Annotated in this window: 13 protein-coding genes; 3 read left to right on the forward strand and 10 right to left on the reverse strand. The window is 69.0% G+C overall.

Translation table 11 applies throughout. From position 1 onward, the window contains the following. Positions 1–368 precede the first annotated feature (368 nt). Positions 369–1,556 (forward strand): type III polyketide synthase, encoded by a 1,188-nt coding sequence (locus OHT51_RS02155; protein WP_328877145.1) that lies wholly within the window; start codon positions 369–371, stop codon positions 1,554–1,556. A gap of 110 nt (positions 1,557–1,666) precedes the next feature. Here the strand turns inward: OHT51_RS02155 and OHT51_RS02160 are convergent, their stop codons facing one another. The 3 genes from OHT51_RS02160 to OHT51_RS02170 all read right to left on the reverse strand — a co-directional run bounded on the left by OHT51_RS02160 (position 1,667) and on the right by OHT51_RS02170 (position 6,527). Further along, the gene (locus OHT51_RS02160) at positions 1,667–3,823 is read right to left on the reverse strand and encodes an ATP-binding SpoIIE family protein phosphatase (protein ID WP_328877146.1); all 2,157 of its coding nucleotides are present in this window, start codon (positions 3,821–3,823) and stop codon (positions 1,667–1,669) included. Positions 3,824–4,155: 332 nt separating this feature from the next. After that, the gene (locus OHT51_RS02165; RefSeq protein WP_328877147.1) at positions 4,156–5,874 is read right to left on the reverse strand and encodes an acyl-CoA dehydrogenase family protein; all 1,719 of its coding nucleotides are present in this window, start codon (positions 5,872–5,874) and stop codon (positions 4,156–4,158) included. An 86-nt stretch (positions 5,875–5,960) separates the two neighbouring features. Further along, positions 5,961–6,527, reverse strand: a complete 567-nt coding sequence (locus OHT51_RS02170) for a PadR family transcriptional regulator (RefSeq protein ID WP_328877148.1) — start codon at positions 6,525–6,527, stop codon at positions 5,961–5,963. Between the two features lie 229 nt (positions 6,528–6,756). On the opposite strand from OHT51_RS02170, the gene OHT51_RS02175 reads away from it, so the two are divergent. Together OHT51_RS02175 and OHT51_RS02180 are read left to right on the forward strand one after the other, a co-directional pair. Continuing rightward, entirely contained in the window at positions 6,757–7,851 is a 1,095-nt protein-coding gene (locus OHT51_RS02175; protein ID WP_443052691.1) for a YihY/virulence factor BrkB family protein, read from the forward strand. Between the two features lie 173 nt (positions 7,852–8,024). Continuing rightward, the gene (locus tag OHT51_RS02180) at positions 8,025–8,426 is read left to right on the forward strand and encodes a DUF3662 domain-containing protein (RefSeq protein WP_328877150.1); all 402 of its coding nucleotides are present in this window, start codon (positions 8,025–8,027) and stop codon (positions 8,424–8,426) included. A 211-nt stretch (positions 8,427–8,637) separates the two neighbouring features. Here the strand turns inward: OHT51_RS02180 and OHT51_RS02185 are convergent, their stop codons facing one another. The 7 genes from OHT51_RS02185 to OHT51_RS02215 form a co-directional block, all read right to left on the reverse strand. Beyond that, positions 8,638–9,054 (reverse strand): RidA family protein, encoded by a 417-nt coding sequence (locus OHT51_RS02185; protein WP_328877151.1) that lies wholly within the window; start codon positions 9,052–9,054, stop codon positions 8,638–8,640. A gap of 73 nt (positions 9,055–9,127) precedes the next feature. Beyond that, positions 9,128–9,367 carry a hypothetical protein gene (locus OHT51_RS02190; protein ID WP_328877152.1) on the reverse strand — a complete coding sequence of 80 codons (240 nt, stop codon included), beginning with the start codon at positions 9,365–9,367 and terminating at the stop codon, positions 9,128–9,130. 281 nt (positions 9,368–9,648) lie between these two features. Next, positions 9,649–10,212, reverse strand: a complete 564-nt coding sequence (locus OHT51_RS02195; RefSeq protein WP_328877153.1) for a DinB family protein — start codon at positions 10,210–10,212, stop codon at positions 9,649–9,651. A gap of 167 nt (positions 10,213–10,379) precedes the next feature. Further along, complete coding sequence (locus OHT51_RS02200) at positions 10,380–10,922, reverse strand: GNAT family N-acetyltransferase (protein ID WP_328884212.1); 543 nt, start codon at positions 10,920–10,922, stop codon at positions 10,380–10,382. 442 nt (positions 10,923–11,364) lie between these two features. Then, a complete protein-coding gene (locus OHT51_RS02205) occupies positions 11,365–12,459 on the reverse strand; it encodes a serine hydrolase domain-containing protein (RefSeq protein WP_328877154.1) in 1,095 nt (364 codons plus the stop codon). Between the two features lie 148 nt (positions 12,460–12,607). Then, the gene (locus tag OHT51_RS02210) at positions 12,608–13,021 is read right to left on the reverse strand and encodes a cytidine deaminase family protein (protein WP_328877155.1); all 414 of its coding nucleotides are present in this window, start codon (positions 13,019–13,021) and stop codon (positions 12,608–12,610) included. Positions 13,022–13,210: 189 nt separating this feature from the next. After that, positions 13,211–14,422: an erythromycin esterase family protein gene (locus tag OHT51_RS02215; protein ID WP_328877156.1), complete on the reverse strand. Its 1,212-nt coding sequence runs from the start codon at positions 14,420–14,422 to the stop codon at positions 13,211–13,213. Between the last annotated feature and the right edge of the window lie 26 nt (positions 14,423–14,448).

Raw genomic sequence — 14,448 nt, forward strand, 5'->3', positions numbered from 1 at the left:
GCCCATGCAGTCGCCATCGCAAGCTCGACGCCGTTTTTTCCGAACTGCGTGCAGAACTGGGGGAACTCATCGCGATACGGCTCGACATCAAGGCTCGTCGACTTGGCGGCGCACTTCCGTCGTAGGCAGCGGTGTGTGCCGTGTCACGGATTCCAGTCCGCGCCTAAGTTGTCTGCATCACAGCGCAAATGTCCATTTAGCGCCAGGCTCGGGACGGACGCAGACGCCCGAAGTGGGGCCCCTCTGCATGCTCTTGGGCGCGAAGTTCCTACGTGGCCCATGACACAGCACTTGTGGCCCTCCCCCTCGTTTCCCCCTCCTTGTTTCCCCTCCCTGTTCCCCCGTTCCCTCTTGGAAGGTGCCCCATCATGGCCGCTTACCTCTCTCCTCCTGCCGTGATACACGGCGAGCACGCAGTGAAGACCAGCCAGATCGTGGCCGAGGTGAGCGACCGGCACCCGGATGCGGCGTGGGCGCCGCGGATCGACGGCATCGCGGCCAGTACCGGCATCGAGACCCGCGGGTGGATGCTGCCGTTGGAGACCGCTGTCGCGCCCGGCAGCGGCAACGCCCTGCGGGCTGTGGGCGTCGAGCCGACCCAAGAGGCGCTTGTACGCGACGGGTTCACACAGCAGGACGTGGACCGCGTGATCGCCGCCCTCGAGGCCGTACCCGCGCCGCAGACCGTCCAGGAGCGCACGGCGCCGGCCTGGGAGGCCGTGCAGTCCTACGGGGAGCGTGCGGCGCGCGGGGCCCTGCAGTCAGCCGGGCTGGACGCCTCGGACGTCGACTGCCTGATCACCAGTCACTCCACCACACCGGCACTGCCCGGACTGGACATAGCCCTGGCCAACAGGCTTTCGCTCCGCAACGATGTGATGTTGCTGCCGGCCACGCAGTGGGCCTGTATCGCGGGGACCCGCTCCCTGGCGCTCGCGGCGGATCTCGTGGCCGCAGACCCCGACCGGGTGGTTCTGATCGTCATCTCGGAAGCGCTGAGCACGACCTACCAGCCCGCGGACGACACCCTGGAGTCGCTGATCGTCCGGCTGCTGTTCGCGGACACGGCAGTGGCCGCAGTGGTCACGGGCCGCCCGAGGCCCGAGTCGGTGCTGCGGCTGGACGCCGCCTGGAATCACACCCTGCCCGGCACCCAGGACCTGCACCGCCTGGAGACACGGTCGGACGGCACCCACTTCGTGATGGACCGGCGTGGACCGCGTGCCGTGCAGGAGACGGTCACCGCAATGTGGGACTGGCTGCGCGAGCGTTACCAGGACGACCCCGACTCCTGGCACCCCGACGTGCTGCTCGCCCACCCCGGCGGGACCCGGGTGCTGGAGTACATGGAGCAGACGATGCCCGAGGCGTGGCCGTCGGGGCTGCTGGACTACAGCCGGGACAGCTACACCAGCGGCAACCGCGGAGGCGCCGCCGTGTTCGACATCCTGCGGCGGGCGCATGACGCGGGGAAGCAGAAGCCCGGCAATCGCGCCGTTCTGTACGCGGCGGCGCCCGGTCTCACCGCCACCGCACTGGAAGGGCAGTGGCTGTAGACGAGGCCGCGCTACCCCGTACCAGAAGAACCCCGTACCAGAAGAACCCCGCCCCGGCTGAACCTGGCCGCGCTCCCGCACGCCTGCCGCCTCCCCGACGCGAAGCCGCTTCACCTCGCGACTTCCGCCCAGACGACCTTCCCGGTGTCCGTCCAGCGCACTCCCCACCGGGTGGTGAGCCTGTGCACGATGCTCAGGCCACGACCACCGTCGTCGAGCAGGGCGCCCCGCCTCAGGCGTGGCCTGCCGTTACCGGTGTCTCCCACCTCGCACAGCAGGCCGTTGCCGGCCCTGATCAGCCGTACCGTGATGGGTCCGGCAGCGAAGCGGACCGCGTTCGTCACCAGCTCGCTGACCAGCAGCACGACCTTGTCCCGGGTGGCGGCGCTGATGCGCCATTGCGTCAGCAGCGCGAAGACCTGTGCCCGTGCGCGAGCGGGGGCGTCGTAGCGGGCGGGCAGCCGCCAGGTCGCCGTGTCCCCCTTGCGGTAGCCGATCATCCGCGCGAGCAGCAGGGTCACGTCGTCGCGCGGTCGCACGGGAGCCAGTTCGGAGACGACGTGCCGTGCGGCCTGCTGCAGGGCGTCCCAGGGGTGCACCGTGGACACGGCGGCGGCCAGCCTGTCGATGCCCTCGTCGATCGACCGGGCCGGATCCTCGACCAGGCCGTCGGTGTAGAGAGCGAGCAGGGAGCCCGGGGCGGCGACGAAGGTGTGGACGTCAAACGGCTCCCGCAGCGCGAACTCGGTGCCCAGGCCGGGGTGAGGGGGCAGCGGGAGCGGGCCGGCGTGCCCGTCCGGGGTGATCAGGACCGGGGGGAGGTGGCCGGCGCTGGCCAGGGCCACCTGGTGGCTGACCGGGTCGTAGAGGGCGATGCAGCAGGTCGAGCCGAGGGCGCTGTAGCCGGCCGTCAGGCCCGACTCCGCGTCGTCCAGCAGGGTCACGGTCTCGTCCAGGTGCTCCAGTACCTCGTCGGGCGCGAGCCCCGCAGAGAGCAGGGCGCGGGCTTCCATACTCAGCTGGCCCATGGTTGCGGCAGCTCCCAGGCCATGCCCGACGACGTCACCGACCACCAGCGCGGTACGGCCGTCCGGCAGCGGGAAGCTGTTCACCCAGTCGCCGCCGACGCCGGCGCTGTCGGGAGTGGTGGGCTGGTAGACGCTGGCGATCTCGATGGTGTCGCCGCCGGTCCGCGGCAGGAGTCGGCGCTGCAGTGCCAGCACCTGTGTGTGCTCTCGCTGGTGCTGGCGAGCCAGGTCGACGTGGTGGGCGGTCCTGGCCACGAGTTCCTGCAAGTCGAACAGCTCGCTGTCACGGAAGGGGCGGTCCGCCCGCCGCCAGACCTCCGCCACGCCCAGTACCAGGGGCGGCACGCCGTCCAGAACCAGTGGTATGCACGCCACACCCGCCGACCGGTCGACGGGCACGAGGGCACGCACGACTCGCGGGTTGTCGAGTACCCGCTCGATCGCCTCCCGGTCGGGTATGACGATGGTCTGCGGAGCATCGTTCTGCAGCACTGCCTGCGCCAGCAGGCGACTGGCGTCGCTGGGGAGGTCGCCGCCCGGTGTCACGTAGCCCTCGGGCCATGCCCGGTCCGGCACCAGGGCTGCCCTCCGCAGTCGGATGCGCCTCTGCACCTGCCCGGTGACTCCCTCACCCGTCCACACGGCGAAGTCGAGGTCGACGGCGGCCACGTCTCCCCAGGCCAAGAGGGACTCCGCCAGCGACTGCGCGGTCTCGCCGATGTCCAGCGAGGTGCCGATCGCGGTCTCGGCGGCGTACAGGTGCAGCCTCCTGGCCATGGCGATCATGGAGACGGTCAGGCCGTCCTCGGGCGCCGCAGCGGGCAGGATGCTCAGCGAGACCACCAGCTCCGACCCGTCGCTGCGGCGCAGGCGCTGGATTCGGGCGACGTGCGCCTCACCGCTCTCCATGACCTGCCGCAACCGCCGTGTGACCGTCGGTACGTCCCAGGGTGGCAGGAGATCGACGAACGGCTTGCCTGCGACAGCGTCCAGACCCGCGAACACGGGGGCGTCCAGATTGGCGCGGGTGATCATCAAATCCCGGTCCACATTGACCGCGCCGAGGATCTGCTCCTGATGGCTTGCTGCCGGGTCGTCGGGGACGGGGTGGCGCGTGCTGCGGTCGCCCTGCGCGTCGGCGGGCCCGGCAGCCGCTCCACCGCGGGGGATGTAGCGCCCCAGGGCTCGGCTGACCAGGTGGAACGCCGAAGAGGATGAGCGGGAGGGTGTGGAGTCCATGCGACTCTCTCAGCAATCCCCGGCGCAGCACCGGGGCTGTAATCGGACGCGTGCGACCGGGCCCCGAGATCCCTGACCGCACACCTCATTGAATAACACCGGGGGCGGCTTCGCCCACACCAGCCGATTGCACGGTCGACCACACAAAGCCCTCACGAGACGCTTCGTCTCCCCCCTTCTTCGCCGATACGTTGCTGGGCCAAGCGGGCGGGACGTCGCCGGTACCCGCCGCGGCAAGGGCTACGGCGGGTACCGGCGAGGTCGTTGGTTCCGGCGTTACGGCTCCCGGGGGCCACGACCGTCACGTGTCGACGAGCCACCTGGGGACGCGGTCACGGCGCCATCTCGTACGCCCCGGCCAGTGCCTCGACACGCTCCCAGACGCGTCCCGAGCGCGCTTCGTCGATGACGGGACGCCGGACGGCACCGAGCGCCCAACGCTGCTGATCCGCGGTGGCGGAGTCCTTGCCGTGCAGGTCGACGGCGAACGCGGAGAAGTCGCGGACGAGGACGGAGAACAGCTCGTCGAGGACATCCTCGTCAAGGCCCGTCAGGCGGGCCTGCTCCAGGATCAGCTGGCCGTGGACCACCAGCGCGAACAGCTGGCCGACCGCGAGGAGGAGATCGAGGTCGCGGCTCTGCTCCTCGTCGGGGGCTGCGGTGGCGACGAACTCGCACAGGGCGTCGGCCTGCTCCCGGAAGCGGGCGACGTTCGGCACGCCGGCGAAAGCGTCGTAGGCGGGGCGCCAGTCGTGGAAGCGCACGGAGCCGAGGCCACGGGCCGGACCCTGCTCGAAGAGGAACGTGTCGTCGGCCGCGTCGAGGCGGGTCGGCACGGGCGCGAACTCCGCCGGGTTCAGGAGGTGGTTGCGCATGAACTTGAGGATCAGCGCGAGGTTGACGTGGACCGTGCCTTCGAGCTTGGGCAGCCCACGGATCTCGACGGCGGCCTGTGCGAAGTAGGTGTCCTTCTCGAAGCCCTTGGCGGCGATCACGTCCCACATCAGGTCGATGACCTTCTCGCCCTCCGTGGTCACCTTCATCTTCGTCATCGGGTTGAAGAGCAGGTAGCGGCGGTCGTCCGGCGAGGCGGAGCGGAAGTAGTCGACGGCGCGGTCGCTGAACAGCTTCATGCCGACGAGGCGGACGTACGCGTCGGCCAGCTCGCGGCGTACGTGCGGGAATGCGGTGACGGGGCGGCCGTAAAGGATGCGGTTGTGCGCGTGGGTGACCGCCTCGTACATCGCGTGCTCGCAGATGCCGATCGAGGCGGTGCAGAGGTTGAACTTGCCGACGTTGACGGTGTTGAGGGCGGCGTCGAACGCGGCGCGGCCCGTGTGCAGGACGTCCTGCGGACCGACCGGGTAGTTCTCGAGGCGGAACTCGCTGACGTACTTCGAGGAGTCGACGACGTTCTTCACGAGCTGATACGCCGGGTGGCGGCTGTCGGCGGCGAAGAAGACGTAGCCGTCCGGGCCCTCGATGTCGGTGCGTCGGCCGAAAACCGAGACGAGCCCGGCGGCATTGCCGTTGCCGATGTAGTACTTGGAACCCTCCGCCGTGAAGCCGCCGTTGCCGTCCGGCGTCAGCAGCATGTCGGTGGAGTAGATGTCGGCGCCATGGGTCTTCTCGGACAGGCCGAACGCGAACACCTCACCCTGGGTGAGGAGTTCCGCCGCGCGGGTGCGAGCCGCAGTGTTGTCGCTCTGCCAGACCGGGCCGAGGCCGAGGATCGTGACCTGCCACGCGTACCAGTAGTCGAGACCGTAGAACCCGAAGATCTCGTTGAGGGCGGCGATCCGGGCCGTGTCCCAGCGCTGGTCCTTGTTTCCGGCGGCGGACGCCGGGGTGAGGAAGGTCGCGAACAGCCCTTCCTTGGCAGCAAACGCGAGGAAGTCGGCCAGCCAGGCGCGGGAGCGGTAGTCCTCGATGAGCCTGCGCTTGCCCCGGTCCTCGAACCAGTCGACGGTGGCGCGCAGCAACCTGCGGGTCTCGGGGTCGAACTGTGCCGGGTCGTACGTGCGCGGGTTGAAGAGGAGGGGGTCGGCCATGGAGGTCCGCCTTCCGAGAGTCGGGGGTTGAGGGTTGAAGGTGCAGAACTGAAGGTCGCGGAGCGCGAGCGGCCGTGGCCGGCAGTTCAGGAATGCGGGTCTGACGTGCCGAGCCGGCGAAGGGTGGCGAGTACGTCGTCGAGCCAGGCGACGGTCATTCGCTCGTACGCGATTCCGCCGCGCAGCACGACATGCTGGAGTTCCTGACCGGCGTCGAGCCGGGCGGGGGCCGCCGGTCCGGTGAAGTCGCGCTGCTCACCGGCGAGATAGTGCGCCAGCCGGTCGCTGTGCACCTGCCGATGCCGTTCGACTTCACGGATCAGCACGGACGGGTCGTCGAAGGCCGCGCCGCGGATCTTCACGGCCAGTTCGTGCCGGATGCTCTCGGGTTCGATCGATTCGTGCAGCCACCGTGAGAGGGCGGCACGGCCGGGCCCTACGACGGAGTACTCCTTCTTGTCCGGCCGGCTCTGCTGCGGCAGCCCACGGACGGCGAGCAGGCCATCGCTCTCCATGCGCTTGAGGACGCGGTAGATCTGCTGGTGCGTGGCGGTCCAGAAGTACCCGATGGACCGGTCGAACCGCCGGGCCAGCTCATAGCCGGTGCCCGGCTTCTCCAGCAGGGAGACGAGGATCGCGTGCTCGAGCGCCATACGTCGATCTTTATATGCAACTCGTTGCATAGCCAAGAGGCGCCGCCCAGGTGAGACGGGGCTCACGCGAGGCAGTGGCCGTGCGCAATGGGCGGCGGCTCCTTCACCGGTTCGGTTCGCCGCCTGAGAGGACGTCGGCGAGGGGCAACACCGCGCCGGCATCCCGCAGTAGGGCGCGAGCCAGGGTGACTGCGTCGTTTGTGGTTACTCGCCGCCTATGGCGAAGCTCATGAAACCGGGACACAGACGCGAGGACGCTCGCCTTGGCCGTGGCCCCACACAGCGCCCGGAGGCCGGCACGCAGGAAGACCGCCCTGACAGGCACGCCCGCACAGGCGAGCAGGAACGGTTCGGTCCGGGTCCGGACGTGGAACGCAAGGAGCCGGACTCACTCACCCGGATGACGAGGAAGTCGTGGCTGGCGGTGCTGCGCGGCACGCTCAAGGAGTTCCAGGACGACGAGCTTACGGACCGCGCGGCAGCACTGACCTACTACGGCATCCTGTCGCTGTTCCCCGCCCTGCTGGTGCTGGTTTCCTTGCTGGGAGTTGCCGGGCAGTCGGCCGGCAGTACGGTGCTGGACCACGTCCAGCAGCTCGCCCCGGGCGCCGCCCACGACGTGATCCGCGACGCGGTGCACCAACTGCAGGGCAACTCCGGCATCGGGTCGATCATGGCGATCGTCGGCCTGGCCCTGGCAGTGTGGTCGGCGTCCGGCTACGTGGCGGCGTTCATCCGCACCTCCAACGCCGTCTATGACGTGCCGGAAGGCCGCCCCGTGTGGAAGGTTCTGCCGCTGCGGCTGGCCCTGACGATCGTGCTGGTGATCCTCGCGGTGCTCAGCGCCCTGATCGTGGTCTTCACCGGCGCCGTCGCCCGCCGAGCCGGCGACGTCCTCGGGGTGGGTGACACCGCTTTGACGGTGTGGTCGATCGCGAAATGGCCGGTCCTGGTCATCCTGGTGACCTTCATGATCGCGATTCTGTACTGGGCCAGTCCCAACGCGAAGATCCGCGGCTTCAAATGGATCACGCCGGGCAGCGTCCTCGCCTTGGTGGTCTGGATGATCGCCTCGGCCGGTTTCGCGTTCTACGTGGCGAACTTCGCCTCCTACAACAAGACCTACGGCGCCTTCGCCGGCGTGATCGTCTTCCTGGTGTGGCTGTGGATCACCAACATCGCCGTCCTGCTGGGCCTTGAGTTCGACGCCGAGACCGCCCGCCAGCGCGCCATCGCCGGAGGGTACCCGCCACAGGAGGAGCCGTACGTCGAGCCGCGTGACACCCGCTCGTGGAACGAGGAGGACCGGTGCCGTTTCGAGTAGGCGCTGCGGGTGCTGCCGGTGACGGGGCCGCAGTCGGACGCAGCGGGCTGAACCGTGGCCGTGTGCCGCCTTGATGACGAGTGACGATGGCGACGCGCGACGAATGACGACGCGTGAGGAATGGCGACGCGCGACGACGAGTGTGATGACGAGGACGAAGGAGTGACGAGCAGATGAGCACGCTCACCGGATGGGAACGGACTCTCGAGCGCGCCGGAGAGGCGCTCTGGGGACAGTTCTTCCGCAGGGAACCGGTCGAGTTGGTGGATGCGTTGCGGCGTGAATGCGACAGCAACGCCGTGGTGTGCAGCCAAAGCCGGGTCGTGGTCCCGAACGCGTACGACGTGGAACTGGCCGAACACGTCCATGATGAACTCGCCCGCAACGCAGGCCAGGTGGGGCAGGCTCTCACCGACAGGCTGGCACAGCACGGCGAGCACGAAGGGTACGAATGGGCCGGACCGCTGGCCGTGCATGTCACCAAATCCTGCGATGTCCCCAACGGCCGTTACCGTGTGACGAGCACGGTGATGCCCAACGTCAGCGCCGAGGGTTTCCAGTCCGCGAACGTCTGATCATCGCCTGAACGGGCGGGTTCGGCTCCTGATCCTAACCGTCTCGATGCGCCGAGAGCGCGTCGTCGGCGTCGTTGTCGATCGCGCCTGGCACGCCGCACCCGCATGAAGCCACGAGGCCCCGGTTGAAGCCACGAGGCCCCGGTGCCCCGGTGCCTCGGCCGGGAATCAGCGTGGCAGGCGCAGTCCCCGGCGGGCGGCGGTGTCGGTGTCAGCCCTGGGGGATGAGTCCGATGGCCTCTATCTCGATCATCCATGCGGGGTCTGCGAGCGAGGACACTTCCACGAAGGATTCCGCCAGATGGGGTCGTTCGGGGAAGTGTTCGGCGCGCAGTGCCGCGTAGACGTCCTGCTTGGTGATGTCGGTGACGAACACCGTCGCCTTGACCACGTGTGCGAGGCCGGAGCCGGCGTTCGTCAGGACCGTCGACAGGTTGGCGAGCGCCTGGCGGGCCTGTGCCTCGAAGTCACCCTCGCCCACAGTGCCGCCATGGGCGTCGATCGGAGCCTGTCCCGAGGTGAAGACCAGGTCGCCGACGCGGACGCCGAGTGAGATTCCGGCCGTCTCGTACCAGTCGGGATCGGCGCTGACGCGTTCGCGCGCGGTGACGGGCTTGGTGATGGACACGATGTTGATACTCCCTCAGTAGTGGAGCGGACAAAGCCGGTTGGATGATGGGCTGTCCGGCATGATCCATTCGTCACAGCCACGCGTCGGCCTGATCCATTCCGAGGTCGCCTACCGCATGGCGAGCGGTGAGCCGGTGAGCCGGAACCCGGTGGGGGGCAGCGAAGCCGCGGGCGGCCAGCAGCGGCTTGATCTCTCCGACGGCCTTGGTCACGGTGCACCGTTCGACGTCGAACAACTCGGCCCCGGCGCATGAGGAAGCGAACCGGGCGCTCGCCGCCGCACGCGCCCGGTCGAGCACGGCTTCGCCCATCTCAAGAACTGGCGGATCCTCACCAACCTCCGCACCGATCCCGCCCGCGCGACCGGCCTGCTGCGCGCCCTGTTCGTCCTGACGAACCTCGAAGGAGCCCGCTGACAGATGATCTACGCCCGAGACATCCGCCCAACACCAGCATGACCACCCCGAACGACCCTCACGCCACCACCCTGACCAGCTACTTCAAGGGGCCGCAGCTTCACTGAAGCTCGCAGCCGGGGAGCGTCACGGAGTCCACGTAGGTTTCCGAAGCTCGATCGCCGGCCACCGGAAAGTCATACTCGGCGCGGTACGGCTCCGTCCTGCCAGCGGTAGAGGTCGCGCAGCAGGGAAATCTCAGCGCCGTGATGGATCAGCTCCCTGTTGACGTGCAGGACCCTGTTCTCCATCGGAAACTGCTCGGGACCCACCGGAGGTGGATTCTCCAGGTCAGCGTCCGAGAGCGAGCGGACCCCCTCGTTCCATCTCCCGTACATCTCATCGAGCTGTTTCAGCGCCTCGTCAGCGGTCCCCGCGTAGGCGAATGTCTGGGAGTCGACGTCCTGGCCGCCGAAGTACCATCCCACCCGATAGCCCAGGCACGAGACGATGATGTGCGCCAGCCGCCAGGCAATCGTGGTCACCGGCGCCGGCACCGGGCCAGGGGACGCGAAGTCCATCGTCCACTCCCCCGAACCTTCCGACTTCGGTGCGGCCGACGTGCCACGCGGGCGGACGCTCCAGCAGCCGCGCACCGGCTCCCAGAAGTACTCCTCATCGGTAAGACCATCCAGCCGTGGCCGCAGGTTCGTGCGCCAGTGCCAGTCCAGCTGCTCCGCGAGCCGCTCGCTTCTTGTCATTTCGGCACACTACATACAGCGGAGACCTGGCTGCGACCCTCGCGGACGCCGTCGCCGGCCGTGGGCCGCGAGAGCGTACCCCACGGGGGGAGGAGTATCCCGAGCGAGCGCCACGCCAGAGCCTCCGATCTGCATGTTCGGAGATGGCGAAGACGTCGGGTAGCCCTTCAGTCCTCGGGGTCACGCAGGCCCACGCAGTCAAAGGCCCAAAAGGCCTCTGAGTAGACGAAGGTGCCCGTCATCCACGGCTCGTGAGCGGACAACCGGGCGACCTGGAACGCGGCTTCAGGGATACGCAGCGACGGCGAACGGAAGCCCACCGTGCCGGCACCCTCGAAGCCGCGCGTGCCGTAGTAGCGCGGCGGACCCTCCAGGAATACCAACGGCACACCCTGGCTGTCGGCCGCCTCGAGGGCGTGGGCGATGAGCTGTGTACCGATGCCCTGACGCTGGAACTCCGGGACCACGCCCAGCGGTGACAGGGACAGGACGTCCACGATCCGGCGCGGAGCGTCCAACCGCGTCGCGCTCAGCAGGACATGCCCGACGACCCGGTCATCAACGACAGCGACGAAGGACATCGGCGCCAATGCGGCCTCCGCAACGCGAAGTGCCTCCACGAGCCCGGGAACCCGCTCGCTGTCACCGAAGGCGCGCGTATGAACCTCGCGCACATCTCGGTGATCGTCAGCCGTCTCTTGCCGGATCACCAGCCCGGCATTACCGGCAGCGATCCGGGAGACTTCAGGCGCATCGTGTGACGTCATGGCCGCGAGGGTAGATCGCAGGGCGGCTCAGCGCGAGGCAATTGCGCACCAGGCCGTAAGAGTGGAGCCTCCCTTCACGTCCAGCTGTTGCGTGGCCACGTCCTGGTGGGCGAGGACGAGAACCATGCCGCTGTCGCGCACGTACTGCCAGGTTGGCCGGCATCAGGCCCACTCGTACGTGAGCTGCCGGCTATCGAGCTCGACGGCGAGGCGAACGGCCTGCGGCCGCTGGTGCCTGGCAAGAAGCCCCGGACGCAAGGTGGTTCGGTTGCCAGTGCCGCTGCGAGATCGCCTGGTTCCTCGGCGGCAAGGGGCGCCGCCGGCAACGCGGGGCACGCCTGGCGAGGATGCCGTGAAAGCCGAGCTGAGAAGCGCCTCCTGCGCGTCACGCGTGGGGCGGCACCGCCGATGAGACCTCGGCCAGGAGGCGCTCCACCTCGGCGCCCCAGCGTGAGGCGATCACCAGGTCGCGTGCCGGGTCCACCCACAGCAGGTGGTTGCCGCCATTGCCGCGGGCACAGCGGCCCGTGCGCGGGGCCCCGGGCCACACCGTGCCGTGGTCGTTGAGCCACCACGACAGGCCGTACTCGGGCTTGACCCGGCAGGGAGTCCACAGCTCCTCGATCCAGCGACGCGACAGGACCTGGCGCTCCCCCCATGTCCCGCCGCGCAGACACAGCATGCCGATCCGGGCCAGGTCCAGGGCGCTGATCCACAGGCCGCCGCCCCAGTGCGCGCCACCGGAGACCACCGGCACCTCGGTGCCGTCGATGTCGACCACCGAGTTGGCGTAGCCGTGCCAGGACCAGCCGTCGGAGGCGCCGACCGGCGTCATGACCCGCTCGCGCAGCACGTCCGGCAGGGCACGGCCGAACAGGAGCGTGAGCGCCAGAGCTGTCAGGTTCACCCGCACGTCGTTGTAGGCCCAGCCCGCGCCGGGCAGTCCGCCCGCCGACTCAGTGCCCTCGCGGGTGCTCTGCGCGTCCACCCAGGTCGGCTTGGACCACAGCTCGCCCTCCCACTGGCTGGTCTGGTCCAGCAGATGACGCCAGGTGATCGCACGCCCGTGTTCGGTGCCGAACTCGGGCAGGTCCACCGACTCCGACACGGGCTCGTCCAGGCGCAACACCCCGTCGTCGAAGGCGATGCCCGCCACCAGCGAGAGCACGCTTTTCGTGGCGCTGTAGGCCATCTCCGCTCGGGCCGGGTCGCCCCACGAGGCCAGAACCGCGCCGCGCCGCACGACGACACCGCCGGCCCCCTGACCGTCGAGAAGCGGGCCGAGGACCTCGCGGTGGGAGGCGTCCGACACCTGGCGGGCGAGATACGACGCCATGTCGTCGATGCCCGCCACCGACCGCCCCGCCTGGGCCCGAACGGCCTGCGCGAGAGCCACCGCGTCCACTCCCTCCCAGGGGTCGCCGGCTCGGCCCTGCTCCTGCAGGACCTCACCGCCGTATCGCGATGTCACCGCGTCCACGCCACACACCTCCGTCGTTCGTCGGGCGCACAATGTCATCCGCTCCGCCGCCCGGCTGCCATATGCCGATGCGCCAAACGCTCGCTCTGTTTTCGGCTGCGGCTGACAGCGTCATCTTGGGCGACGGTGTCAGTCTGGGTGGCCCTGTCTACTCGGCGTCGAGCTGGTGGTCGGCCCAGACGTAGCTTTCGGGGAGCAGGTCGGTGATGAGGACGGTTCGGACGCGGTCCTGTTCGCCGACGATGACCTTGAGGGTGGGGAAGTAGTCGAGGAGGACCTGACGGCACCGGCCGCACGGGGGGACAACCCCCCGGTCGCGGTCACCCACGGCGACAATCGTGTCCAGCCTGTACGCACCCTGGGCGGCTGCCGCCCCGATGAGGACGAGCTCGGCGCAGGGGCCTCCGGTGAAGTGGTAGGCGTTCACCGCGGTGACGATCCGACCGTCCTGGGCGCGGGCCGCGGCCGCCATGGTGTGGTTGTCGCCCCGGCAGCGAGTGCTGGCGATGTGGGCCGCGGCCTGGATGAGTTCGTGGTCGACGGGGTGGGTCTGCGTGGTCATCTTCTCTGCCTTCGTCAGGTGTCAGGCGACGTTGACCCGAGTGACGATGACGTGCAAGCGAATATCTACGGCGTGCTTGTTCCCGCGGAGGATGTTTGATGTGGCTGTAGAGCATGTCCTGGCCCAAGTCCCAGGCGGCGAACAGGTGCCTGACCTCACCGTCGGCGATGGCGACTCCTTTCGCTGACCTCAGCTGTGCGGGACGTCCAGGACGTCCTTGACGAACACGATGACGTCGGTGTCCGCCAAGTGGGCCGGGTCGAACGGGGCGTAGCCGAACCAGGGGGATTCGCGGAGCGCCGGCCGCGTGTCGCCGAGGGCGGTGGCCAGGCGCGGGGCGTCGATGACGTAGCGGTCGTCCGGGAGCGCGTACAGGAGCCCTTCGAGGGTGTTCGGGGGCGGGGTGTCCACTCCCTGGTGTCGGATCGTGCCAAGGGTCGTGGCCACGAAGGCGTACTCGTCACCGAGTTGGGCGCTCACCAGGGCACCGGCGCTCCACCACTCCACCGGCCCCTCCCACAGCTGCATCGTGCTCTTCGCCCGCTGGAGATGGGAGTTGTGGGCGTGGATGAACGCCGGGCCCCGAGCGGCGATGGCGAGGAGGTTGTGGGACATCATCAGATCCCGCTGTGCGCACAGCCGGGTCATGCGCGCCGGTGAGGTGTCGGCCATCCAGTGGTGGTAGCGCAGCAGGCCGGTCGCGGTGCGTCCGTACAGGCGTGCCCGGTCCCAGTCGTCCGGTGAGGTCGCCGGGAGCAGGTGCGGTGTCTGGGTGTCCAGCAGGGCGACCAGATCGGCGGCGAGCAGCCGCAGTTGAGCGGCCTCTGCCGACTGTCCCATGGACTGGGCCGGGTCCATCATCGCGGCGGGGTCGGTCCACTGGTCGTCGGCACCGAGCAGGTGGTCCAGTGTTTCCGCGGTGCAGGGGAGCAGGTCCGCGTCCACTCGGGCCGCGAGGTAGCCGTGCAGTGCGGTGAGGGCCTGTCGGGGGCTCGCGGCGGCGGTGATCTCCAGCGGGCCGTCGAAGCCGGCGAAGCGGAGTTGCCCGGACGCGGGCCGGCCGTCGTTGTGGGCGCGCATCCAGCGCACGAGCTCACGGTTGGCCGGGTAGGCGCCCCAGTCGTGGCTGAATCCGTGCTTCATGACCTCATCGAGAGACCCCCTGCCCGAGGTGACGTAGTCGTCCACGAGCAGGCCCGTCATGCAGTCGCTCTCGATCGCGATCGTCTTGTAGCCCTCCTGCTCGACGAGTTGCCGGAACAACTCGTTGCGCATTTCGAGCGGCGTGTCCTCGCCGTGGGTGGGCTCGCCCAGAGCGAGCAGCCGGGGTCGGGCGGGCAGCAGCCTCATGAGGGCCGCGGCCTCGAAGGCGTGGATGCAATCCTTGATGTGAGTCGCCATGCCTTCAACGGTATCGTTGAACCTTC

Source organism: Streptomyces sp. NBC_00299 (assembly GCF_036173045.1).
Classification (GTDB): domain Bacteria; phylum Actinomycetota; class Actinomycetes; order Streptomycetales; family Streptomycetaceae; genus Streptomyces; species Streptomyces machairae.

Bases quoted from the DNA above. Each gene is read 5' to 3' on its own strand.
- OHT51_RS02160 (WP_328877146.1), bottom strand. From the start codon at position 3,823: ATGGACTCCACACCCTCCCGCTCATCCTCTTCGGCGTTCCACCTGGTC.
- OHT51_RS02190 (WP_328877152.1), bottom strand. From the start codon at position 9,367: ATGGGCGAAGCCGTGCTCGACCGGGCGCGTGCGGCGGCGAGCGCCCGG.
- OHT51_RS02155 (WP_328877145.1), top strand. From the start codon at position 369: ATGGCCGCTTACCTCTCTCCTCCTGCCGTGATACACGGCGAGCACGCA.
- OHT51_RS02210 (WP_328877155.1), bottom strand. From the start codon at position 13,021: ATGACCACGCAGACCCACCCCGTCGACCACGAACTCATCCAGGCCGCG.
- OHT51_RS02175 (WP_443052691.1), top strand. From the start codon at position 6,757: ATGAAACCGGGACACAGACGCGAGGACGCTCGCCTTGGCCGTGGCCCC.
- OHT51_RS02165 (WP_328877147.1), bottom strand. From the start codon at position 5,874: ATGGCCGACCCCCTCCTCTTCAACCCGCGCACGTACGACCCGGCACAG.
- OHT51_RS02170 (WP_328877148.1), bottom strand. From the start codon at position 6,527: ATGGCGCTCGAGCACGCGATCCTCGTCTCCCTGCTGGAGAAGCCGGGC.
- OHT51_RS02180 (WP_328877150.1), top strand. From the start codon at position 8,025: ATGAGCACGCTCACCGGATGGGAACGGACTCTCGAGCGCGCCGGAGAG.
- OHT51_RS02195 (WP_328877153.1), bottom strand. From the start codon at position 10,212: ATGACAAGAAGCGAGCGGCTCGCGGAGCAGCTGGACTGGCACTGGCGC.
- OHT51_RS02215 (WP_328877156.1), bottom strand. From the start codon at position 14,422: ATGGCGACTCACATCAAGGATTGCATCCACGCCTTCGAGGCCGCGGCC.